This is a genomic window from Clostridioides sp. LIBA-6822 (assembly GCF_056688955.1).
Window position 1 is genome coordinate 3,538,234 of record NZ_CP196995.1, and the last position, 23,177, is coordinate 3,561,410.

At 28.4% G+C, this 23,177-nt stretch carries 20 protein-coding genes; 3 read left to right on the plus strand and 17 right to left on the minus strand.

Annotated features, from left to right (window positions below; translation table 11 throughout):
- Positions 1–107 precede the first annotated feature (107 nt).
- Entirely contained in the window at positions 108–413 is a 306-nt protein-coding gene (locus ACTG48_RS16820) for a UxaA family hydrolase (protein WP_021385903.1), read from the minus strand.
- A gap of 92 nt (positions 414–505) precedes the next feature.
- A complete protein-coding gene (locus ACTG48_RS16825; protein WP_021385880.1) occupies positions 506–1,480 on the minus strand; it encodes a 2-keto-3-deoxygluconate permease in 975 nt (324 codons plus the stop codon).
- Positions 1,481–2,073: 593 nt separating this feature from the next.
- On the opposite strand from ACTG48_RS16825, the gene ACTG48_RS16830 reads away from it, so the two are divergent.
- Positions 2,074–2,850: an IclR family transcriptional regulator gene (locus ACTG48_RS16830; protein ID WP_021385900.1), complete on the plus strand. Its 777-nt coding sequence runs from the start codon at positions 2,074–2,076 to the stop codon at positions 2,848–2,850.
- Positions 2,851–3,188: 338 nt separating this feature from the next.
- On the plus strand, positions 3,189–4,334 hold the full coding sequence (locus ACTG48_RS16835; protein WP_021385935.1) for an iron-containing alcohol dehydrogenase: 1,146 nt from the start codon (positions 3,189–3,191) through the stop codon (positions 4,332–4,334).
- 179 nt (positions 4,335–4,513) lie between these two features.
- Here the strand turns inward: ACTG48_RS16835 and ACTG48_RS16840 are convergent, their stop codons facing one another.
- From ACTG48_RS16840 to ACTG48_RS16890, 11 genes are all read right to left on the minus strand, one after another.
- Entirely contained in the window at positions 4,514–5,365 is an 852-nt protein-coding gene (locus ACTG48_RS16840) for a L,D-transpeptidase family protein (RefSeq protein ID WP_021385891.1), read from the minus strand.
- 136 nt (positions 5,366–5,501) lie between these two features.
- Positions 5,502–6,215 (minus strand): DUF434 domain-containing protein, encoded by a 714-nt coding sequence (locus tag ACTG48_RS16845; protein ID WP_044213903.1) that lies wholly within the window; start codon positions 6,213–6,215, stop codon positions 5,502–5,504.
- Positions 6,216–6,491: 276 nt separating this feature from the next.
- Complete coding sequence (locus tag ACTG48_RS16850) at positions 6,492–7,880, minus strand: dihydrolipoyl dehydrogenase family protein (RefSeq protein ID WP_479917454.1); 1,389 nt, start codon at positions 7,878–7,880, stop codon at positions 6,492–6,494.
- A gap of 124 nt (positions 7,881–8,004) precedes the next feature.
- A complete protein-coding gene (locus tag ACTG48_RS16855) occupies positions 8,005–9,282 on the minus strand; it encodes a cytochrome c biogenesis protein/redoxin (RefSeq protein WP_479917455.1) in 1,278 nt (425 codons plus the stop codon).
- 138 nt (positions 9,283–9,420) lie between these two features.
- Positions 9,421–9,753: a winged helix-turn-helix transcriptional regulator gene (locus ACTG48_RS16860; RefSeq protein ID WP_021385918.1), complete on the minus strand. Its 333-nt coding sequence runs from the start codon at positions 9,751–9,753 to the stop codon at positions 9,421–9,423.
- Between the two features lie 621 nt (positions 9,754–10,374).
- Positions 10,375–11,484 (minus strand): IS200/IS605 family element RNA-guided endonuclease TnpB, encoded by a 1,110-nt coding sequence (gene tnpB / locus ACTG48_RS16865; RefSeq protein WP_479917456.1) that lies wholly within the window; start codon positions 11,482–11,484, stop codon positions 10,375–10,377.
- A 620-nt stretch (positions 11,485–12,104) separates the two neighbouring features.
- Positions 12,105–14,681 carry an alpha-mannosidase gene (locus tag ACTG48_RS16870; RefSeq protein ID WP_021386078.1) on the minus strand — a complete coding sequence of 859 codons (2,577 nt, stop codon included), beginning with the start codon at positions 14,679–14,681 and terminating at the stop codon, positions 12,105–12,107.
- 132 nt (positions 14,682–14,813) lie between these two features.
- The gene (locus tag ACTG48_RS16875) at positions 14,814–15,914 is read right to left on the minus strand and encodes a PTS fructose transporter subunit IIC (RefSeq protein ID WP_479917457.1); all 1,101 of its coding nucleotides are present in this window, start codon (positions 15,912–15,914) and stop codon (positions 14,814–14,816) included.
- 15 nt (positions 15,915–15,929) lie between these two features.
- Entirely contained in the window at positions 15,930–16,250 is a 321-nt protein-coding gene (locus ACTG48_RS16880; protein WP_479917458.1) for a PTS fructose transporter subunit IIB, read from the minus strand.
- 2 nt (positions 16,251–16,252) lie between these two features.
- On the minus strand, positions 16,253–16,711 hold the full coding sequence (locus ACTG48_RS16885) for a PTS sugar transporter subunit IIA (RefSeq protein ID WP_479917459.1): 459 nt from the start codon (positions 16,709–16,711) through the stop codon (positions 16,253–16,255).
- Positions 16,711–18,675 carry a BglG family transcription antiterminator gene (locus tag ACTG48_RS16890; protein WP_479917460.1) on the minus strand — a complete coding sequence of 655 codons (1,965 nt, stop codon included), beginning with the start codon at positions 18,673–18,675 and terminating at the stop codon, positions 16,711–16,713. The genes ACTG48_RS16885 and ACTG48_RS16890 overlap by 1 nt, the downstream gene beginning before the upstream one ends.
- Positions 18,676–18,822: 147 nt before the next feature.
- Between ACTG48_RS16890 and ACTG48_RS16895 the strand changes: the two genes are divergently transcribed.
- Positions 18,823–19,695 carry a GRP family sugar transporter gene (locus tag ACTG48_RS16895; protein WP_479917461.1) on the plus strand — a complete coding sequence of 291 codons (873 nt, stop codon included), beginning with the start codon at positions 18,823–18,825 and terminating at the stop codon, positions 19,693–19,695.
- Positions 19,696–19,812: 117 nt separating this feature from the next.
- Here the strand turns inward: ACTG48_RS16895 and ACTG48_RS16900 are convergent, their stop codons facing one another.
- The 4 genes from ACTG48_RS16900 to ACTG48_RS16915 form a co-directional block, all read right to left on the minus strand.
- Positions 19,813–20,280 carry a C-GCAxxG-C-C family protein gene (locus ACTG48_RS16900; RefSeq protein WP_479917462.1) on the minus strand — a complete coding sequence of 156 codons (468 nt, stop codon included), beginning with the start codon at positions 20,278–20,280 and terminating at the stop codon, positions 19,813–19,815.
- 105 nt (positions 20,281–20,385) lie between these two features.
- The gene (locus ACTG48_RS16905; protein WP_021385991.1) at positions 20,386–21,318 is read right to left on the minus strand and encodes a TDT family transporter; all 933 of its coding nucleotides are present in this window, start codon (positions 21,316–21,318) and stop codon (positions 20,386–20,388) included.
- 164 nt (positions 21,319–21,482) lie between these two features.
- On the minus strand, positions 21,483–22,439 hold the full coding sequence (locus ACTG48_RS16910) for a DUF1848 domain-containing protein (protein WP_479917463.1): 957 nt from the start codon (positions 22,437–22,439) through the stop codon (positions 21,483–21,485).
- 61 nt (positions 22,440–22,500) lie between these two features.
- Complete coding sequence (locus ACTG48_RS16915) at positions 22,501–23,175, minus strand: 4Fe-4S binding protein (protein WP_479917464.1); 675 nt, start codon at positions 23,173–23,175, stop codon at positions 22,501–22,503.
- Positions 23,176–23,177 lie beyond the last annotated feature (2 nt).

A 23,177-nucleotide genomic window follows, 5' to 3' on the forward strand; every position in this document is an offset into this window, starting at 1 on the left:
ACTTTTTGTTACACTCACTAATCAAATAGATAAAATCTTATTTGATAATAATTAAATACTAAAAAACAATGAATTTAACTTCTATAAATTTATAAATAAGTATTATTTTATACATTGCCCATAGCTTGTTTGTCCAAATCCTCTCTAACACTTCTAACATTATGAATATGTACATGTTGACCAATCTTTATTTCCTGATTTGCTTCTCCTATATGCTCTCCATATTTAGTAACTTTGTCACCTTCAGCCATATCTTTTATAGCCAATTTATGATAAATAGTTATATCATCTAATGCTTTAATTGTCTTTATTGTTTTATCTTTTAATTTAAAACTAATTTCGCTATTCTTAGTTATTGCTTCAATAGCTACTGCAACGTTATCTTTTTCATCAATTATCACCGCATTTATCATTATTCTTACTCTCCTTTGTAAATAATATAATTTTATTAATATCCTAAAATCTAATTAAAGAATTTGCTATTTCAATAGTAACTCATGTAATATTAAGCTGTTATTGTCCCATCCTCATTTTGTTTTGGAAACTTAGGACATCCATACTTCTTAGCCCACCAACTAGTTATAAGAGGAACTAATATTGCAGTGACAACTACTGCGGCTGCTACTTGAGTTGTTGCTGTTGCAACATATGGTTGCCATGATGGGTCAACTAATGCAACAGCAGCGGGTACAGCAATTGCATTTCCAGCAGTTGTAGCTACAGCCCATCCTGCATATCCTGGACGTTTTCCTATAAATTTATCACAGAATACTATAAATATACCTCCTACAAACACAGATATTAATCCAAGTATTACTCCTGATAATCCTCCTTTTAGTATACTTGCAAGGTTTATACTACTACCTAGTGCAAATCCTACAAAAGGTACAAGCAAATTACATCCTGGCTCTAAAAATTCTTTCATTTTTTTATCAAAATTACCTATTATCATACCAACAAGTATTGGTACTATTGCAGCCAATAAAGACAACAAAGGCACATTTGCAAGACCTGAAGTCCCAAGAGCTATTAATGTAAAAAATGGTCCATCATTTAAAGTAAGTAAACTCATAGTTGCACAATCTGTTTCATCTCCATATGAAGTCATCAATGAAAGATATATACTACCATTACTATTTGTAACTGCACTTATAACAGCCAATGTTGTGAGACCAAGTACTCCATCCATTCCAAATAGTTTACCTATAAGGATACCTATTAAAGCACCTATAGCAAATTTGGAACCCAGAAGTATTCCACCTCTTTTTAAAACTTTTGGCATTTCTCTAAATTGAAGTTGAGTTCCTAAGCACACCAGTTGAACTCCAATTATAGTTGCAGACCCAACACTTGAAAATACTGCTGTTGTAAATGAACCTATTTGCACAATATCTGGGCAAAATGTATTAATGAAAGCTGCTATAAACATTGGAACTATCATCATACCTGCAGGAATTTTTTTAATAAAATCCATTATCATAAAGTTACGCCTCCTAAAACATGATATTTAATTACTCTTATTAAGTTTTTAGCTTTAATTCTAACGGCCGTTTCAGTTCGTATTTAAGAACTAAGTTTTTATTTACGAATCTTTGAATTAATGATAGCATTTTCCTATTTATGAGTCAATAAAAAAAATAAATTTTTGTCAAAATTTTTTCAAATTATCTGATAATATACTATGTATTATCAAATAGCTTCATTATATGCAAAAATACAAAGCACTCAAAAATATATAGTGCTCAAAACTATAAAATTTTTTATACAATTCGAATAATAGACAAATTATAAGATATAATTCACAATATTTTGATATATCTATATAAAATACAGCTATTAAATAGATTCTCTTAAATTATATAACTAAATATCACCAACTTTCTTTAGGTATATTTTGGAAATTAATGTAATTATTTATGTAGAACCTCCTAAAAAATATCTACCAGTCTTTGAGTCAAGAGCTTATTTATGTACAAATCTACATATTTATTTTCCACATTGTAAAATATCACATAGTGTGCTAAAATCAACATATTCTAATACTTTAAATTAATAAAAAGAGGGGGGAAATTTATGACTTCAGATAATCATCGCCCAACAGCTAGGATATTAGATATTTTAGAAGCATTAGCTGAGTCCGAAAACGGATATACTCTCACAGAAATAGCAGATGCTATTAATGCTCCAAAAAGTAGCATCTTTCCTATAGTTCATACACTTAATGCTAGAAAATATATTACTATTGATAAGAATACATCCAAATACTCTATAGGGATACGTTCTTACACATTGGGGTCTTCATTTTTTGAAAAGAGAACTATTTTCAATTATGTAATTGAAGAAATGACTAATATAGTTAATTCTTGTTCTGAAACTTGCCAGCTTGGTATCCTTGACAACAATGAAGTTCTTTATGTTGGTAAAGTAGATTCTCCAGAACCAATTAGACTTATTTCTTATGTTGGTAAAAAAATACCTGCTAATTGTACAGGCCTTGGAAAAGCTCTTTTATGTGATTTTGATAAGGAAACACTAATAAGTTTATATCCAGATGGTTTAAAAGGCTTTACAGAAAAATCAATTACAGACTTTGATGTTTTATATGAGCAACTTCTTGAAGTTAAAAAAACACAAATAGCTTCAGAATGTGAAGAATCAATGCAACATCTAAAGTGTCTTGCTGTGCCAATAAGAAAAAATGGATGTATAAGAGCTGCTGTTAGTGTGACATTACCACTGTTTAGAGCTAATGAAGAAAAAATAGAACTGATAAAAGAATTACTTTTAAATGCTCAGAAAAATATTCAATCTATGATGGAAGAACGCAATGAAGATATTATAATAAATTAAGTTAATGTTTAACAGATACGACATATTGAAAATTGTAATAATTAAAAATTCTATTTTAAACTGGCATATTTATTTGATTTATACAATAAAAAACAAAGCTACTGATTTAACTACAGTAGCTTTGTTTTTTTATGATAATTTTTATTTTTTTATTGACATGATAAAAATACTATGTTAAATTCTAATCATAATCGTATTTACGAATTAAGTTCTTATATAAGAACTCGCATATCTGTATTAATCTAAGCCATAATTATATGATAAACAAGCTAAAGAAAGATTATTAGATATATATTTCTTATATAAAAATCAATTTAAAATAAAAGGAGATTTTAGTTATGAGCATTTATTATGTACCACCAATAAATTTACTTGGAAAAGGATGTCTTAATGAAGCTAAAGATTCAATTAAATCACTGGGAACTAAAAAAGCATTTGTTGTTAGTGATAAATTTCTAGTTTCAAATGGTACTGTAAAAAAAGTAACAGATATTCTATCTCAGATAGGTGTAGATTTTGCTATTTATGATGAAGTTAAACAAAATCCAACTGTAACTAATGTAAACAAAGGACTTGAAATATTAAAGTCAGAAAATTGTGATTTTGTTATTACAATAGGAGGGGGTTCTCCACAAGACTGTGGTAAAGCCATTTCTATATTAGCTACTAATGGAGGAGATATTAGAGATTATGAAGGTGTCAACAAAACTTCTAAAAAATGTCTTCCTATTGTAGCTATAACTACTACTGCTGGTACATCTGCTGAGGTTACAATAAACTATGTTATAACTGATGAAGACAGACATGTAAAAATGATAATGGTTGATACTAATTCATTAGCTACAATGACAGTAAATGACCCTGAATTAATGATTAGTAAACCATCTAATTTAACAGCAGCAACTGGTATGGATGCGTTAACTCATGCTATAGAAGCTGTAGTAGCTAATGGAGCTTATGATGTTACAGATTCGACTGCCTTATATTCTATAAAACAGATATTTAAATATCTTCCAAGAGCTGTTAAGAATGGTAATGACATAGAGGCTAGAGAACAAATGTGTTACGCTTGTTTCTTAAATGGAATTGCATTTAGTAACGCAGGGCTTGGAAATGTACATGCCATGGCACATCAATTAGGAGGTTTATATGATTTACCTCATGGAGTATGTAATGCCATGCTACTTCCAATAGTTGAAGAAGAAAATGCCAAATCTGCTCCTTCTAAATTCCGTTTAATAGCTGAAACTATTGGAATGGATGTACATAATAAATCAGATAAAGAGTGTGTTGACTTTGTAATAAATAAAATAAAAACTCTTTCTGAAGAAGTAGGAATCCCAAAATCTTTAAAAGATGTAGGTGTTGATAATCCTAATTTTGAGTTACTTGCAGAAAACTCTATGAAAGATGCATGTGCTGGAGCCAATCCTGTTTTCTTTGATAAAGATAAACTTATAGAATTATTTATGAAAATATCTTAATTATAACAACCTACCCCATAAATTAATTATGTATATTTATAAGGGAGTGCCTCAAAATACCTTATTTTATTATTGGCACTCTCTTATTACATCGTTCAAATCGTAATTCTTGTCAAATACTAACATATAATATTATTAGTTAAGAATACTAGCTCTTAATTAACAAACCAAATATTTTATTAATGAATTATAACAGTTGTTGTATCAGGTATATTATCGTATATCCATTTTGCATTTTCTGTATTTAGTCTTATGCAACCATGACTAAGAGCTTCACCAAGTCTACCATCTATTATATAACTGCCTGTTGAATCATATAATACAGAATGATAATAATATCCACCTTTAATTCTAGTAGCGTACTTAACTGAATACTCATCTGTTCCAAAAGAAGGCTTTCTTCCACTTATATAAAATATACCCGTTATAGTCGGAGTTTCAGGCTTCCCTATAGTACATTGCCACTTGTAAAGTTGACCCCAACTTCCATTATCTTTCTTAAAAATATAAGTATATTTATTTCTAAGGTCTGTCACAATTAGATAATCACTCGTACTTTTAATATTATTTTCATTAACAAACTTTGTCATATCAGTATAAAAATATTTATAATCTAACTCATTAGGTTTATTTCCATCAGTTGATAAGAAATAATTAAAAACATATCCTATTTTATCATCATATATAACTTTACTCCAATCCCCATCTACTTCTAAAACTTCGACTCTAGACTTTTCGGGAATTACTGTAATTATATTTGAAGTCGTAGATTTGTCTTCCCTTAAATTTAAGTTACTCCAAGTATATTCGCTTACTGATACTAAGTCCTTATATACATACCCTTCTTGAGAATTATACACTACTTTAATCCATTCATCTTCTTCATCTAATACCTCCATTTTTGCTCCTTGAGGTATTACAGTTATAATACTTGAATTTGTAGATTTAGCAGACCTCAAATTTACATTTACTAAAGTATATTTATATACAGGTGCTCTATATTTTTTAATATTTATTTTAGTTAACTTCACACATACCATCCTCTCATATGTCTTTTTACAACATTTTATGAAATTCGATATGTATTCGTTCTCCTATTTTCAAACTTTACTTGTATTACTGATAATATTGCTATATACAAACTTATCTTTTCTCATTTATATTTATCTATTTATTTAAATTTACAATATTACAATCCTTAATATATTCTTCAATTATACCTCTAGTGACATTAAAATAGCTTATGCATTTATCAACTATGACTGCATCACTACTAACTACTCTATCTAATTTTTCTAATACGACATCTGCATTTTTTACTAGCTCCACCTCAGTTTCAATTCCCCATATTTTAGCATATTCCAGTATCTTATACTTTAAATTTCCTGAATTAGAAACTGGAGAATCTAGGTAAAATCTAATTTTTTGTGCATTGTATTTATTAAAAAAGTCTCCTATCAACTTTAAGGCTTCTTCTGTTTTATCTATAATCTTATATGTCCCCCTAAGCCCTGCTAAGTCTCTCATATTACCATCACTACCTATTACTAAAGTTCCACCAGATAATGCCACTTCTATAGCTATTATCAAATTAAAACCATCTATATTTATAAGCCCTTCTTTGATTTTATCTAGAGAAAGTTTTTTTGACTGTCTTGTTATATTTTTTTCTTCAGTGCATACTGCCCTTTTTAGTGCATCTCTTTGTCTTATGGAAAACTGATACCTATCTCCAACAAAAGTAACAACTGGGTCTATTTTATAACCCCTATTTATTAACCATTCTATTTCTTCCTTCGCTTTTGTAAGTCTTATTAATTCATTACTTGAAAACCATCTCTTATCACTCTCATCAAATCCTCTTTTAGATACTTTATTCATATGATTTCACCTCCCTATTTTAAACATTGCCTTAATATCTTAAATATGATAAACTTACTCTTTTAAAATATTTTTGATACTATTACATTATCTATTTAAGTTATCTAATACTTAAATTATACCGTTTAATTCCAGTTTATAATGCAAAATAATAAATTCTATAGTACATTTGTAATTTTACAATACAAAAAGGATACTATTAGTAATTTATTATAGTATCCCTTTTATAAAATCTATTTATAATGATAATTTTAGGCTTTATATATTAAATTTATGTTATACTTCCTTTATCATATTAGGAGATAAAATATCATTAAGGGCTTCTGTCATAGTTGGATGTGCATAAACACGGTCTCTTAAATATGTGTACTCTACTTCTAAATCTATGGCTAATTGAATTAAGTGGATAATCTCACTTGAATCTTCACATATCATAGTAGCTCCGAGTATCTTATTTGATTTTTTATCAATCACAATCTTTATAAAACCATCTGTCTTACCAATCTGCTTAGCTCTTGGAATCGCTTCGACTGGCATCTTTGCTACTAATACTTCATATCCTTTTTCCTTAGCTTGTTTAACATTAAGACCAACTCTTGAAAATGCTGGACTTATAAATATAGAATTTGGTATATTTTTTCTATCACTATTGCTTCTAGTCTTATCTCCAAATAATTGATTAATAATTATACGATAGTCATCTAGTGAAATATAAGTAAATTGTGGACCTCCATTTATATCTCCTATAGCCCATATATGCTCTTTGTTAGTCTTAAGAGTATCTGATACTTTAATAAATCCCCTTTCATTTAATTCTATACCTGCATTTTCTAGTCCTAACCCCTCAGTATTTGCCTTTCTTCCTGTGGCTACAAGTATCATATCGCTTGTTAATTCCTGTAATTTACCTTCTATTTCATACTCTACTATAGCTAAGTTAGAAACTTCTTTAATCTCTTTTATCTTTGCATTATTTATAATTTTTACATTTCTCTTTTCAAGTAGTTTTATTATTTCTTCTGAATCTTCAACATCTTCATTAGGTAAAATACCATTATTTGAATTTAATATTGTAACTTCTGCTCCAAATGAACTGTAAATACCAGCAAACTCTAGACCTATAAAGCCAGCTCCTATGATTGTCATTTTTTTAGGTAGAGTTCTTAGATTCATAAGAGACTCACTATCATATACTACATTCTTATTTTCCACGCCTTTAATATTAGGTATAAATGGTCTTGAACCAGTATTAATAAATATCTTATCTGCTACTAACTCATAAACTTCGTTTTCAGTTTTAACTTGAACTGTATTTTCATCAATAAAAGTTCCCATTCCTGTGAATATAGTTACATTCTCATTTGAATTTAATTTATTATAGTTAGCTTCTCTAAGTTTTGTAATTAAAGTTTCTTTTTTATCTATAGCTTTCTCATATTCAACTTGAGCTTCATCCCAAGAACTTATATGTTTTGTTTTTATACTGTTTGCTGAATTTTCTAAGCTTTTAGTTGGTATACATGCCACATTTATACATGTTCCACCATACATCTTATTTGATTTTTCTATTAAAGCTACTTTTAATCCTTTATTTGCCAAATCTCCTGCTAGTGTTTTTCCACCTTTTCCAAATCCTATTATTATTGCATCAAATGTTTTTTTCATATAATTTTCAACCCCTTCTTGTGTTATTTATACTTTTACTATAACAAGATTATCTAGGTAGTACAATTAGGCACTTTTTTGTAACCTTAAATTTATTTGAGTCCTTATATTTAAACATTTTAATCTATTTATTTCTTTGATTCTCAATAAAAGATGCCATAGTCTCTTTATCCATAGCTCCTGGAATATACTGAGTTACATATCCTTCCTTATCAATTATAAATGTAGTTGGAAAAGCATTAATTCCATATTGATATGCTAATGCTCCATCTTCATCAAGTGCAACTGGGAAGGTATACCCTTCTTCTTTTAAGAATTTAACCACATGTTCTCTTGAACCTTCTCTACCCAAATTAGGTGAAGCTACTCCCAAAATCACTACATCTTCATTATTTTTCTTATAGTCTTTATATAGTTGTTCTATGTGAGGCATTTCTTCTTTACATGGAGGACACCATGTAGCCCAGAAATTCAAAAATACAACTTTACCTTCATAATCACTTAATTTATGTGTCTTACCATATTGGTCTATTAGAGTAAAATCAATAGACTTTATTCTCTCTTCATCTTTAGACCCTGATTCATTATTTCCATCATTAGGGTCTTTTTGACCATCATTACTACTAGAACTGTCTTCTTTATCCTTAGAATTTGATTGTTTATTATCTTCCTGATTACTTTCAATTTTACTATTTTGTGGGATATTAAAATGTTTGCTTATACTTCCAAATCCATTTACCATCATTAATATTCCTGATACTATAAGTATAAGCCCACCTATTTTTTTAATAATCTCCATGTTAGATTTTATCTTGTCTATGGTTTTAAATAATTTACTATAAAACATAGATGTAATTATGAATGGCAAAATAAATCCAATAGTGTATACTGCTATTAAAAGATTTGCACTAAGATGATTGCTTGAACTTGAAACCATTACTAATACAGATGCTAGTATTGGACCAATACAAGGTGTCCATCCAAAACTAAACGTAAAACCTAATATAAAAGCTGTTATTGCTTTCATTTCTTTAAACTTTACATTAAATCTTTTTTCTCTATTCAATATTGAAGATTTAATTATTCCCATGTAAAATAAGCCCATGATAATAATTATAATCCCACCAATGAACATTATTAAGTCTTTATTCTCATTAAAGAACATACTCAATACTCTTACTGATGAACCTAATATAAAAAATGTTGTCGAGATTCCAAGAGCAAAGAATATAGTATTTTTAAATAGAGAACTTCTTATAAAATTTGTCTTTCCTTCTTTTAAACTCTCTACACTACTATTTGATAATATACTCAAATAAATAGGCAAAATTGGCAATATACATGGTGAAAAGAACGACACTATACCTTCTATAAATACTAAAAATAAATTTACATTTTGCAAGTTAAAATTCCTCCTTATTTTATTTCCAATATTAAAATTTTATCACTATGCTAAAATTAGATTAAAAACATTCAATTTTAATACCTTTTACTCATAATTTAAATGAATCCTTCTAAATCTCATACAAAATTTTAAGATTTATTTATCACAGTTTAAGTTTTTATTACTCCACATTATCATTTTTTCCATAACAGGAAGCAATAGTAATCCTGACTCACTTAAAAAATAGGTTGACTCTACAATATTATTAACCAGCCTTTTTTTCTTAACTATAATTTCTTGTTCAATTAAAAAATCTAATTGTTGAGTTAGCATTTTCTTACTACATTCTGGTATAGCTCTTTGTAACTCTCCAAATCGTTTTTTATCCTTTTGTATCTCCCATATTATTATAGCTACCCACTTTTTACCTAATATACTTGATAAAGCTTCTACTGGACAATCATATATCATGTCATCTATATTGTACATTTTACTCTCCTCTTTTCTTTAATTATTAAGTAAATTGTTATAGCAGTATGTTTATAGATATTATGTATACTTCTAACTTTACTTAATTAAAATTTTTATTATATGTATCCCTAAGACAAATTATTTTAAGTGTTATGTAATTAATATATCAGTTTTATATACATATCACAATTGGTCACTTTTTTGTAACTACATAGAACTTATCATAAAATCAAATTGAATAATTGTTATTAAAGTATACCTTAATTCATTTCATTAAAATTTTGTTGATTCTAAACTGCATATAAAACTACTCTAATATAATAGTTCTTTGTTTAAACAACTTATCCTGTTAAACTATTTATCTGGTTTAACAAATTTTATATAGAATACTATACTTATACATTAATATTTACCCAAATTTATGCAAATTAAAAAGTCTGACCAATTACTATCAGTCAGACTTTAAACGATAAACTTATTTTTCACTTATAAATCTAATAATATTGAAATAACCTGAACCTCCCATGACTAAAGTCACAGGGTTCCTGCTTCATAGAATTTTGCATACTAAAATATGTCTTACAAACTCTCCACAGGCTATCCCCGTAGTTCCTACGGTTCTTACATAAGTTATTTATTTTAAACTCTTATTAGTTTTAATCCTTCTTTTAGTATATTTATACTTGCATTTATATCTCTATCGTGAGTTTCATTACAACAAGGACAAATCCATTCTCTTATACTTAAATTCTTCATTTCCTCGTTTTTGTACCCACATTTATTGCATATTTGTGAACTTGCAAAGAATTTACCTACCTTTACAATTTGTCTACCATACCAATTAGCTTTATATTCTAATTGATGAACAAATTCTGACCATGACACATCAGAAATTAAGCGAGATAGTTTACTATTTCTAGTCATATTCTTTACTTGTAAATCCTCTATGCAAATAATATCATTCTCTCGTATTAATTTAGTAGATAGTTTTTGTAGAAAATCCTTCCTTTGATTAGCTATATGTTCTTGAAGTCTTGCAACTTTTAATCTTGCTTTATTTCTATTTAAACTACCAATTGTTTTTCTCGATAGTTCTCTTTGTAATTTAGCAAGTTTGTTTAATGACTTTAGAAGATACTTAGGATTTTCTATAAATTGTCCACAACTTGAGATACAAAATTCTTTAATTCCTAAATCTAAACCTATCTTACTATTAGTATTTTCAAATGCTTCAATATCTATATCAGTACAGCATAATGATACATAATATTTACCACTTGGCTCCTTAGATACAGTAGCATTAAGTATTCTCCCTTGAGGTCCTTGTTTATCCCTTACTTTAACCATACCAAGTTTAGGTAATTTTATATATTGACCACAGTACATAATGTTTCCATTTGTAAAGTTAGTTCTATATGAAAACCTATTAGTTTTCTTTGATTTAAATTTAGGAAATCCTGCATTTTCTTTAAAGAATTTTTTATATGCGTTTTCTAAATCTTTTAAGGTGTTTTGTAGTGAAAATTTGTCAGGTTCTTTAAGCCACTTTAATTCTCTTTTTAAATTGGTCAAATCAGAACTACACTGTTTATAAGTAAAAGTTTCTTTATTGTTTTCATAAAATTCTATTTTTTTAGCAAGATACTTATTATATACAAATCTACAACATCCAAAAGTTTTGTTAATTAACTCTTGTTGCTTTTTATTTGGATACATTCTAAACTTATAAGCTTTTTCCACTACTATCACCTCACTTTAATTGTTTTTTATGATTATTAATATACATATCCGAGTAACTTCTATTTTTCATCACCCATTATAATATTAACAAACGTAATTATTTAAAACAATTATTTGGAAGGTTTTTATATTTATTTCTAAATAACATATTTAAGAACCGTAAGTCCTAACTTTTATCATTTTTGAGGTTGCCGTTCACATAAGTTCGCTACTACCTATGCAGTTCTCTTATGAACTTCTTACACTTTCATGCAAGCACAGACTATATCTTATCCTTCGGCATTATCCGTTAAGGTCTACCCACTTCCACTACCAATAGCTTGTAGTGTACTTCCCTCAAGAGGAATAGTCGTTGAAGTTTCTCCTATTCGGAGCTTACCTGCTGATTGCCCATTTTAAAGTACTTAGGGTTTAACCTTATACCATCTAACCAATTTTTTCTACTTTCGTAACTTTCACACTTAGGTTTATTTCAGCCTTATGTTTTAGTTTGGTTAGCTTTAGGGGTTTCCAGCAATTCAAGTAGTATTGGATAGGTTCTATCCTATCTCTACATATAAGTTTCCCTATATGCTGACTACTTTAGCTACTAACTCACGACTAAAGTCACGAGTGTGCGTAGCTATTTTTTAATCAAAAGGTGCTATTTCATACACTTGTTGTTCTTGTAATTCTTCTATTGCATTTACTATTTTCCCGTTTCTATTTTTAAATATTTGCTCATCTAATATTATTTTCTTACTAGTTGGATTTTCCAATCTTATTATAAATTTTTCTTTATTATAGTAAGAAGGGTAACATGCTGACACAAGATAGTTCTCTGGTAAAGATATTATTTCCAATTCTCTACTTACAGATTTTTCAACAATAGATTTTTGAATCTTATTATCTATACGGTATAAAAAGAAATTATAATCCTGTAATTGATAATTTACACATTCTTGTAGATAATTATGAGCTAAACTTGCAACTTCTAGTTCATCAAATGGTTTAGAATTCATGTATACTGCAAATGAGAACTCTACCTCTTTAAGAATTTGGGCTTTATCAGTTTTAATTCTTATATGACCTTTTTTAGTCGTATCACCAGAAGCACGTCCTGGTCTATATAATAAGTCAGGCTTCCCTAATTCATCCGTAGTAGCAAGTAAAGTCAGTGCAATTTCATCTTCAACATGTTGGTATTCTTTTATTCCTCTAGTAAATACAGTACAACTTCTGTTTTGATTTGTCAGTGTAATATTACTTTCTAATGGCTCTAAATCTATAGGCATTTCACTGTAAATATCTTCCCAGTTGTTTAAAACTCCATTTTCTCTTGTTATATATCCAAATGGTAGTGATGCTATGTTTTTATTATCTTTTATATTAGTTTTTATATGAACACGTAGTCTATGATTATATACTGTATTATCAACACAAAGTTTTACATCCATTAATGGATTTTCTTTTGATAAGGTAATACTAGCTTTTACATTTAACTTTCCATTAAGATATTTATTTTTTCTATCTTCTAGTGTGAGTGGTAGTAAAGTAGTACCTTCAACCACTATTTTTTCATATCCTAAAGCTTTTTCTGTAGATACTTTATCAAATAAAAGTTTGATATCCTTATCATCTTTTAATGGAGAAAAATCATACGTATCTCCTGCATTTGCACTGTCTTTTAATATTAAAAAGTTTGATATATAAGTGCCATCTTTAAGCTTTAAATTTAAACTTCCATCTTCATACACTATCTTATAATTATCATTAGATATAAAGGTATCATTAGATTCATTAAGTACTAACATTTCCTTATCACTTGATTCAAAACTGACAACCTTATACCCAAGTGCGGGAAGCTTTATGTTTATTCTTACTTTTAATATATAATAACCTGGCTCTTCAATAAATATATTACCAGCAGGTGTCTCTTCTAATATATTTTCTCTCGATTTAACATAAGTTTCTTCAATTATAGTGGCATCTAAATCCTCTTTAAAACAAATTTTTTTACTATCACTTACAACCTGTATCTCTTTATATCCATTAAAACTTTTAGCTTCTGTATTAAATACTAAAATATCATTTTTAGATAATTTAAGCCCTTCCGAAATTTTTTTGACAATAGTATTTTCAATACTATCACATATTTCGTTCGCTTCTCTTATACGATGAAGAATATCCTCTGTCACAGTATCAGTTACACATCCAGCCAAACTATCATGTGCCTGTCCTTCTAAAAGTTTTTTCCATGTATTTATCAACAACTGATTGCTTATTTCAATCTTACTCTTTTTGGCAATTACTAGTAATGGTTCTATCCTTTTAATTAGCTTATTTTCTAGTTTATCACACGCTAGTTTTATATCCATTCTACTAGAACCAATTGATTTATGTATTCTTGCAAGTACTGGCTCTCTAAATTCACCCCTGTAACTTTCTAGTGATTCTATAGATTTTACATACTTCAAAAACTCTTGATATGAGCTTATTATATATGAATATTTTCCAATATCATTAATCTCTTTAACTTTGTTTTTAAAATCACCTATTATATTCAACTGGTCATTTCCTGACGGTATTAGTACCTCATCTACATCACTATACGATTTGATAAAATCAATTGCAGGGTCTAAACGTCCATTAACATATTTTGATGAAGGCTCTAAAAGCATCCCTGTTCCATATCCATGTGGCATATTTACAGCATATATGTAACTTTCATCATTTAGACTTTTCCATTTGAAATATGGTGATTGCACCTGTTTACCAAGATGTATGCCTCTCCAAAAGAATATATTATCAAGACCTACATGCTTTAATAATACAGGCATCTGTGCATTAAACCCAAATGTATCTGGTAAATATCCAATTTTCATATACTTACCATATTTTTTACTTTCAAAAATTCCAATCATTAAGTTTCTTAAAATAGACTCTCCTCTAGCAAAGAATGCATCTGTTTGAGTAAACCATGGTCCAATGTGAAGTCTATCTTCCTTTATTAGCTTTTTGATGATTTCTATTTTTTCTCTATGTAGTTGTACATAGTCATCCAAAATAGAAAGTTGTCCATCAAGTACAAAACTTACATCTGTATTGCGCTCTAGTTCATCAATTACATCTGTAAATAGTTGTTCACTAAGTACTAGTGCGTCTCCAGAAGTAAAATACCATTCTCTATCCCAATGTGTATGATTAACAATGTGTGCTTTTATCATTTACTCTCCTCTGTTCCTTATCTTTAATATTTAAGTCTAAAATCAATCTCTAATACTTCATTGAGTATAGGATTTATCTTAAGAATATAATTCACATACAATTTATAACTCTTCTTAAATTAATATTACATTTTAAGATTCCCACTCTGCTTCATCAAATTCATCATCATCAAATTCATCATCTTCAATCACTGGATTTCCACGTAATACTATAACTAGACCTGCTACAATTGCTGTTCCAACTGCTATTGATAATATATACATTGGCCAGTTCTCCACTGTAAACCATCCATAAAATCCACTAATTGGAGTTGCATTTACTGAACCTAGACCAACTGCCATAGCTGAAGCAATTGCTGTTCCAATCACACATGAAGGTATTACTTTCAATGGAGATTCTACTGCAAAAGGAATAGCTCCTTCACTTACTCCAATTAACCCCATTATAAGAGATGATTTACCAGCTTCACGTAACTGCTTATTATACTTCTGTTTTGCTAATATAGTAGCAAGACCCAATCCTAATGGTGGTATAACAATTCCTACCATAGCAGCAGTATTAGGTGCATAAATCCCACTTGTTAATAATGCAAGTGATGTTGTTAAGGCTGCTTTATTAACTGGTCCACCTAGGTCAACTGCCATCATAGCTCCAATAATAGCTGCCATTAATATCTGATTTGTACCTGACAATCCATTTAACCAATTTTCTAATCCAGTATTTAATGTAGCAAAAGGAATACCTATCACATAATTAATTAATACAACAGTGATTAACGTACCAAATACTGGTACTATGAATATTGGTACTATTGAAGCTGCTGATTTTGGTAGTTTAACATGATTTTTAATAAATAAACATGTGTATCCTGCTATTAGACCAACTGCTAAAGCTCCTAAAAATCCTGCCCCTATATCTTTAGCAATCATACCTCCAACAAGACCTGGTACAATAGCTAATTTATCAGCTATAGAAAATCCTATAAATGCAGCAATTACAGGAAACATTAATCCTAAAGCAGTGCCTCCAAAACCATCTAAGTCATGCAATAGCCTGATAATACTACTAGCACTTTCTGCATATTTAGCATCCCATATATCTGGTATATTATAGAAAGAACCACCCACACGGGATATTGCCATTATCATAGCACCTGCAATTACTAATGGAATCATATATGAGATTCCTGTTAAGACATGCTTTTTTAACTCAGAGACTATCTTTTTTAACATTGTATTTCCCTCCACTTATTTATTGTCAATTAGCTTTAGTGCATCCTTTATTACTTTCTCTGCATCCTTTATAGGTGCATTAACTGGTACTTCTAATATTTCTTTTCCTTCAAAACGTTCAGCATTTCTAACTTTAGTATCTACTGCAAATATTACTACTTCGGCAATTTGTGCATCCTTTGTAGTTAATTCATTATCGATTCCTGTAGCTCCTTGTGTTTCAACTTTTATAAGGTGCCCCATTTTTTTTGAAGCTTTCTTTAATGCTTGTGCTGCCATATATGTATGTGCAACTCCTGTCGCACATGCTGTTACTGCTATAATTTTTCTTTTCATTTCTACATATCTCCTTCATTAAATATATTAATTATTTCTTGTGCTGAATTAGCTAATTTTAATGCATCCACATTATCATCATCCATAAGCTTAGTAGCCAATTTAGATAATAATACAAGATGATTACTATCCTTATCAATGTTACTTATAGCCAGTAAGAAAATACTATCTACTGGTTTTTCATCTAAAGCGTCCCACTCAATCTTATTTTTAGTTTTTGCAAATATTATAGAAGATTTCTTGACAGCATCGCTTTTTCCATGAGGAATAGCAATACCATTCCCAATACCTGTAGTTGCATGTTCTTCTCTTTCTAACACAGACTTAACATATTCTTCTTTGTTATCTACAATTCCATTTTTAACAAATATACTACTTAATTCTTTTATTGTTTCTTCTTTTGTAGTTGTATCAAGATTAAAAACAATTTGCTCTTTTTTTAATACATCTGATATTTTCACTATATATTCTCCTCCATTAGCAAACCGTACACTTCTTTTGGTGAAGTTGCACTTAATATGTCATCTATATTTTTTTTATTGTCAATGAAGTCATAAAAAACTTCATATATTTCATCAAGCTCTAAGTTTTTGTCATTTTCTAATGAAATAAAGAAAATAACTTCTACTTTTTCATTTCCCCATGTAATAGGATTTTTTAAAGTTGCAACAGATATATTAGATTTTTTAATATAACTAGGATTAGCATGAGGTGTAGCTATAGATTGAAAAGAAGTGTAAGATAAATTTTCTCTCTCAATTGCACTCTCAGCGATTCCATCTCTTGCAAAATCTTTTTTTATCAAATTATCTGTTATACATTTAATTACATCTTCATAATTTAAAGCTTCAATATTTAACAAAATATTTTCTTCAAAGATTAGGTTTTTAAAAGATTTATATTTTTTAGAAGTATTCTCTGAAACATTTTGTATATTTTTTTCCAATGTTCTTATATCACTTTCATTTAAAATAGGGCTAACTATTATTGTAGGAATAGCCTCTAACTCTAAATAAATAGTACTTATCACCAAATCTGCATCAATTTTACTAGATACTAATTCTTGTACAGAAAGTATCTTCTCAATTTTTATCATAGGAAAGTATTTTTTTATCCTTGCAGATAATAATCTAGATGAGCCTAGTCCTGTACTACATACTAGAATTACTCTAACATTTTGTGGAAGCTCTTTCATTCTTTCCCTAAAAGCTTCAAAATGTAGTGCTATATAAGCACATTCATCATCATTTATCCTAATATCATATATAAATTCAATTACTTTCTTTAAATCCAAAGCCTGTTCAAATGATAAAGAAAAGTTTTGCTTGATTGTATTTACATATGGATTTTTAATACTAAGACCGTATTTCAATCTATTTATTGATGAATGTACATGTGAAGTTAGTCCATCAATCAAATCTTTGTCATAAGCTGTCTCATACAATGTATTTTTAATAATTTCTCGAAGATTTGAGATATTATTTGTATTTGTCTCATAGTGATTGTCTGAAGTATCCTTTAATTCAGTAGTATCTCTATGTTGGTCAGCTGCTACTAGATGTAAGTTTATATATCCAATTTCAGATTTTGGCAACAGTATCGAAAACTTTTGCTCTAGTTGTTTTGCCAAATAATTTGTATTTAACACTTGATTATTTTCAATATTATCAACATACAAGCTTTCTTCTATATACTCACCTTTTCTAATCCTCTCTACAGCTATGGCTAAATGGATAACTAATGACTGAAATTCATAATCAGAAAACTCAAACTCTCTTTCTTTGCTGAAATTCCTAAGAATATCAATAATTATAGACAAATCATCTTCAGAAAAAATACCATTTACATCTGCTTGTATTTTTTCAAATGCCTGATAAAAGCTTTCTTGTTCTTGCTTAATATACCAGTTTCTGCTCCAAAATTTATGTATAAACTTAGCAGTGAGTTGCCTTTTATCTCTTTCACTTATGTCCAACTTTATTCCTTTACTAGGTTTTTTATATATAGAAACTCCTTCGTTTTTTAGTAATTTTTCAACCTCAGCTAAATCTCTTTCAATAGTTCCACGACTTATATATAATTCGTCAGAAATTTGTTGTATAGTAATATAATCATTGCTTTTTAACAAAATTGAATATATATATATTACTCTCTCCTCTCTAGTTGTAGGAATTTGACTTCCTTTATTATCTAGGTAAGGAAGTATTTTTTTCAAATCTCCATCAATATAAACACCTATTTTGGGTTTTCTAACTAAAGAAAGACCTATCTTTTTAAGTACTGCTTCTACTTCTTTAAGAGATTTTGAAACTGTTTTTTCTGAAACATCTAAATCATCTGCTATTTCTTTGACAGTTGTATGACCTTCTTTTAATAAAAACTTTATTATTCTAATTTCACGATTTTGAATCATATCAGTTAACATTTTCAAATTTACTCCTTCCCTTTGTTTTTATTTTAATGGAAAATGTTTTTCTAAAAAACTACTAATATTTCCTTATTAAATACGGTAATTTTGATGTATTGAACACTTTAATTTTAGATGATAAATTAAAAACTGTCTAAATTTAATATGAAAGGAAATAACCTAATGCTGACAATAATTATTGCTTTACTTCCTGTAATGGGATGGGGACTGATGCCAATAGTTGCAAACCTAAAAAAAAGTTCTCCTTATGAACAACTTTTAGGTACATCTATAAGTGCGTTTATATTTTCCACTATAATAACTTTGGTTATGCGTCCTGAAATTACATTTTTTTCATTTTTTGTAAGTATGATTTCTGGGATATTCTGGGGTTTAGGACAGCTAATGCAGTTTAAAGCAATTCAAATTACTAGTGTATCTAAAGTAATGCCGATTTCAAATGGTTCACAATTGACTTTTACAACATTATTAGCTGTACTCTTATTTAATGAGTGGACTAGTTCTAAAATGTTCTTGATTGGCTCTTCATCGATATTATGTATAGTACTTGGCATACTTCTTACAAACTATCAAACAAAAAAATCTACTGATAACAATATATTAAAATGTGTAGGAGTTGTATTATTATCTTCTTTATTTTTAGCATTATACGTTGTAACTAATCAAATATTTTCAATCGAAGGATATAGAATTATATTACCTCAATCTGTGGGTATGTTGATAACTTCATTTATTATTGTTAAGTATTTTTCTAAAGAGATTGTATATAAGAAAAATGTTTCATTTAATTTAATTACTGGAGTATTGTGGTCAATAGCAAATTTAGGTATGTTTATAACAACTAATGCATTGGGGGTTACAATAAGTTTTTCTATTTCCCAAAGTTGTGTGATAGTAGCCACTTTAGGAGGTATTATATTCTTTAAAGAGAAGAAAAATAAAAAAGAATGGTTTTCTATTTCTCTTGGCATAATATTAATCATGTTTGGTGTCCTTATGTTGAGTATTATAAAGTAATTATTTATTTGTTTGAACAATTTTATTTATATATTTATAGTTAATTGTATTATTAAAATTAGTTATATAATTAAAGCCTGTAAATTTAGTTTTTAAAATTTACAGGCTACTATAATTCTATTTAATCTTAAGTTCTTCATCTTCAACAAGTTTATTTGCAACCCACTCTGTGACTTGACCTGTTATTTTAATACAGTGTTCTTTTCTTTCAAGAGACATAAAGTTATCACCATCCCACTTCTTTGTAATAACTCTACAACATGTTGCACCATATTCTTTCTTAATATAATCATGTAAATCTTTAGCATATTCAAACATCTTTGGATTCATAGTTTCACCATGAACTCTTCCATATACAATACCTAAAGCCATTTCACCTCCAGATATTGCTCCACAAAGACATTGTGATTTTCCAAGACCTATTGGAAATCCTGATGCTAACTTAGTTATATCTGGACTCAAAGGTTGACCTAAAGCATCATTTATTGTTTGAAGAACTGCTTCAGAACAAAAAAACTCTCCTTTTCTAAAGTATTCTTCTGATATTTCTCTAACCTCTTGTAAATATTCCTCTTTTGTTTTCATTTGTTTATCCTCCAATAAAATTAAGCTAAATTAAGTCTCTAAAATTCATATCACTTTCACTCATTGATATTAATATCTTTATTAAATACGTATATTTAATAATTTTTATTTAGCTTTAGATGTAGTTTCTGATTTACTAAGATATATAATAAATAAAACTAAAACATACAAAATAATCACTGTAGCTATTATCTCTTCTAGTTTAAAAGCATATAAAATCCAACTTACAGGATGACCTGATTTAGTTAGATAACCATTCATTAGTTTCATGCCCATTGCACTTATTGCCATAGGGAATGTAAATGCAGCAAAACTTGGATAAAAAGGCAACCTTAATAATTTTGGTAAATACCCCAAAACTATAATATAAAATACAATTGACAGTATAAATAATAAGTATAATATTACACTATTCTTATCTGAAAAAGAATTAATATATCCAGACAATAGTAATGACCCTGGTGCAGCTAATATAGCTATACTTGGTAAAGATGGTTCAGGCATTTCCTTGATTATCCACACTCTTTTTAAAACTACTGGTATAAGAACTATATAAGATATAAATCCTATCCAAAAAGCAATTTTACCTATTAAAAGCTGATTAAATGCTGGTGCTGTAACACTTGCTGCAACTATCCCGACATAGACTATATACCAAGATGGAAATACTGCTTTTATTGAGAATTTAACTAAGAATTTCTTACTAAATAAGATTATCAACACAATATGACCTACAACTCCGATGCTCCAAATTACAATACCTAATTCTAAAGATAATGGTTTTACATATGTAGCAAATATCATCGTTGCCATTGTTATAGTTGGAAATGTACTTGATATTAAGGGATTTTCTAATTGCTCTTTAACACCCTTTTTAAGTAATACTATTTTGACTATGTAAATTGTATACAAAACAAAGCCTATAAATCCAATTACATTACGTAATGGTTCACTATAAGATTGTAATAAGTTACCTAAAGTAAATATTGATAAAATCAAACTTGCAATAGGTATAGGATATTTTTTAAAAAAATTCAAATTCTACCTCCTTTGTTACTAAGTTATTTGTATTTTTAATTATATCAAAAAAATGGTCAAGTTGACATATTATGACCATTTTTCTTATATAGAAAATATCTATTAAGTTTAATTTTGTTATTATAAGTATCTATATCCTTAATATATTAAGGTAATTTGTTTATTTATTTTAAATCAAACATGTTAATTTGTGTACTTTCACTTTTATCTACTTTAATACTCTTCATATCTCTAGTAGTTATTTTAGCATCATCTCTTAAAGTACCTATAAGTAATTTATTGTCTTCTTTGTAAAGTCTATAGTTTTCTTCTACTTTGGTATAATTGAAATTAGCATAACAATACAAACAATAATGTCTGCAAGTATTGTATTGCCCAATATCAACACTTTTGACACACCCACAAACATCTCTTTGTGTATCATCTTTTTTTACTTTTACTTCACTACCTATGATTTTTGATATTAACTTATCATCAATACACTTACTTTCTTCAATCCCAAATTTTCTTAGATTGTATCCCTCTGAACACATTTCAAGCACTATACCATATTTATGAGCAATCCTAGAAAGCTCTTTTGATAACATTTCTACTTCTGCAATTTCTAATGGTTTTATATGTAATGACTTAGTATTAAATTTTGTTTTTTTATACAAATCGATAAAACTCATTATACATTTTTCTGTAAATCCATCAAGTTGATTGCATAACCTTTCAAATGCTTTAATATGGTAATCTACAGTATACTTTTCACTTAGAAAAATTGGGTCATACCTCAAAATTACTCTTTCTTTACCTATTCTTCCAGATAGTTCCTTAAATGAATCTATTATCTTTTGTTTGTCTGAAATTCGTGTTTCTACTTCTTTGCCATATGATGTTATAGTATAGTGAAAATAATATTTATAGTCTTTTAATTTATTTAAATCCTGTATCATTGGAGTTGCATCCTTTGTCCAAAATACAAAACAATCGACAGTATGTGGATTTAACTCTATCTTACTAACTTGCTTTGGATTCATTGGATTAATAACATATACAAAACCTTCTTTAAGTCTGTTAAAAAACCATTTACTATAGAAAGCAGGTATATCTGTTCTCCTACTCACACTTACTATCATATTCAGCCTCCTTATTAATATAATTATGCTCTAATATATTTTAACATAATATCTAGTAGACTTATTTCTGGTTTGCATATCTTAATGACCATGGACAACTCATTATACACTTCAATACACAAAAACACTTTGAAATATCAATAAGAGACTCTCTTTTACCTGGCAGAGTCCACTCATTTCCATGTATAGCTTTTGCAGGACAGTTTTCTACACAAATATTACAATCTAAACACTTCGAATCCATTAAAGGATATCTTTCAACAGAAATTGGAGCATCTGTAAGTACAGTACACATACTAAAAGCACAACCATATTCCTCAGTTACAAACAAATTATTTTTCCCCATAAATCCAATACCACTAATATTTGCTATTGTCTTATGTGGTAAAGTACTAATACCAGATTGCATTGTTGGATTAATATAACCCTTTTCAGAATATCCATGTTCTAGATTATTTTTTTCTGATTGAGAATAAGCTTTATAACCTTTATCTTGAATATATTTTGAAATCCAATCAGCTAACTCTTCTACTTTTTCCTCTTTTTCTAAGAAATCATCACTATCTGTAGGTAAGTTATTATATATATCTGTAACGAATTTTTTTGATAATCCTATACAAAATAAAATTGCTTTAGAAAAACCATGTGTTTGACTTGCTGGAAATTCAGATATATCAATAAAGCAAACAATATCTACACCTTTACTGTGCAAAATAGATTTCAATTCATCATTCATAC

What these genes read in the sequence shown, in the direction of transcription:
- ACTG48_RS16820 (WP_021385903.1), bottom strand. Translation starts at nt 413, where the DNA reads ATGATAAATGCGGTGATAATTGATGAAAAAGATAACGTTGCAGTAGCT.
- ACTG48_RS16825 (WP_021385880.1), bottom strand. Translation starts at nt 1,480, where the DNA reads ATGATAATGGATTTTATTAAAAAAATTCCTGCAGGTATGATGATAGTT.
- ACTG48_RS16830 (WP_021385900.1), top strand. Translation starts at nt 2,074, where the DNA reads ATGACTTCAGATAATCATCGCCCAACAGCTAGGATATTAGATATTTTA.
- ACTG48_RS16835 (WP_021385935.1), top strand. Translation starts at nt 3,189, where the DNA reads ATGAGCATTTATTATGTACCACCAATAAATTTACTTGGAAAAGGATGT.
- ACTG48_RS16845 (WP_044213903.1), bottom strand. Translation starts at nt 6,215, where the DNA reads ATGAATAAAGTATCTAAAAGAGGATTTGATGAGAGTGATAAGAGATGG.
- ACTG48_RS16850 (WP_479917454.1), bottom strand. Translation starts at nt 7,880, where the DNA reads ATGAAAAAAACATTTGATGCAATAATAATAGGATTTGGAAAAGGTGGA.
- ACTG48_RS16860 (WP_021385918.1), bottom strand. Translation starts at nt 9,753, where the DNA reads ATGTACAATATAGATGACATGATATATGATTGTCCAGTAGAAGCTTTA.
- ACTG48_RS16870 (WP_021386078.1), bottom strand. Translation starts at nt 14,681, where the DNA reads ATGATAAAAGCACACATTGTTAATCATACACATTGGGATAGAGAATGG.
- ACTG48_RS16875 (WP_479917457.1), bottom strand. Translation starts at nt 15,914, where the DNA reads ATGTTAAAAAAGATAGTCTCTGAGTTAAAAAAGCATGTCTTAACAGGA.
- ACTG48_RS16880 (WP_479917458.1), bottom strand. Translation starts at nt 16,250, where the DNA reads ATGAAAAGAAAAATTATAGCAGTAACAGCATGTGCGACAGGAGTTGCA.
- ACTG48_RS16890 (WP_479917460.1), bottom strand. Translation starts at nt 18,675, where the DNA reads ATGTTAACTGATATGATTCAAAATCGTGAAATTAGAATAATAAAGTTT.
- ACTG48_RS16895 (WP_479917461.1), top strand. Translation starts at nt 18,823, where the DNA reads ATGAAAGGAAATAACCTAATGCTGACAATAATTATTGCTTTACTTCCT.
- ACTG48_RS16900 (WP_479917462.1), bottom strand. Translation starts at nt 20,280, where the DNA reads ATGAAAACAAAAGAGGAATATTTACAAGAGGTTAGAGAAATATCAGAA.
- ACTG48_RS16910 (WP_479917463.1), bottom strand. Translation starts at nt 22,439, where the DNA reads ATGATAGTAAGTGTGAGTAGGAGAACAGATATACCTGCTTTCTATAGT.
- ACTG48_RS16915 (WP_479917464.1), bottom strand. Translation starts at nt 23,175, where the DNA reads ATGAATGATGAATTGAAATCTATTTTGCACAGTAAAGGTGTAGATATT.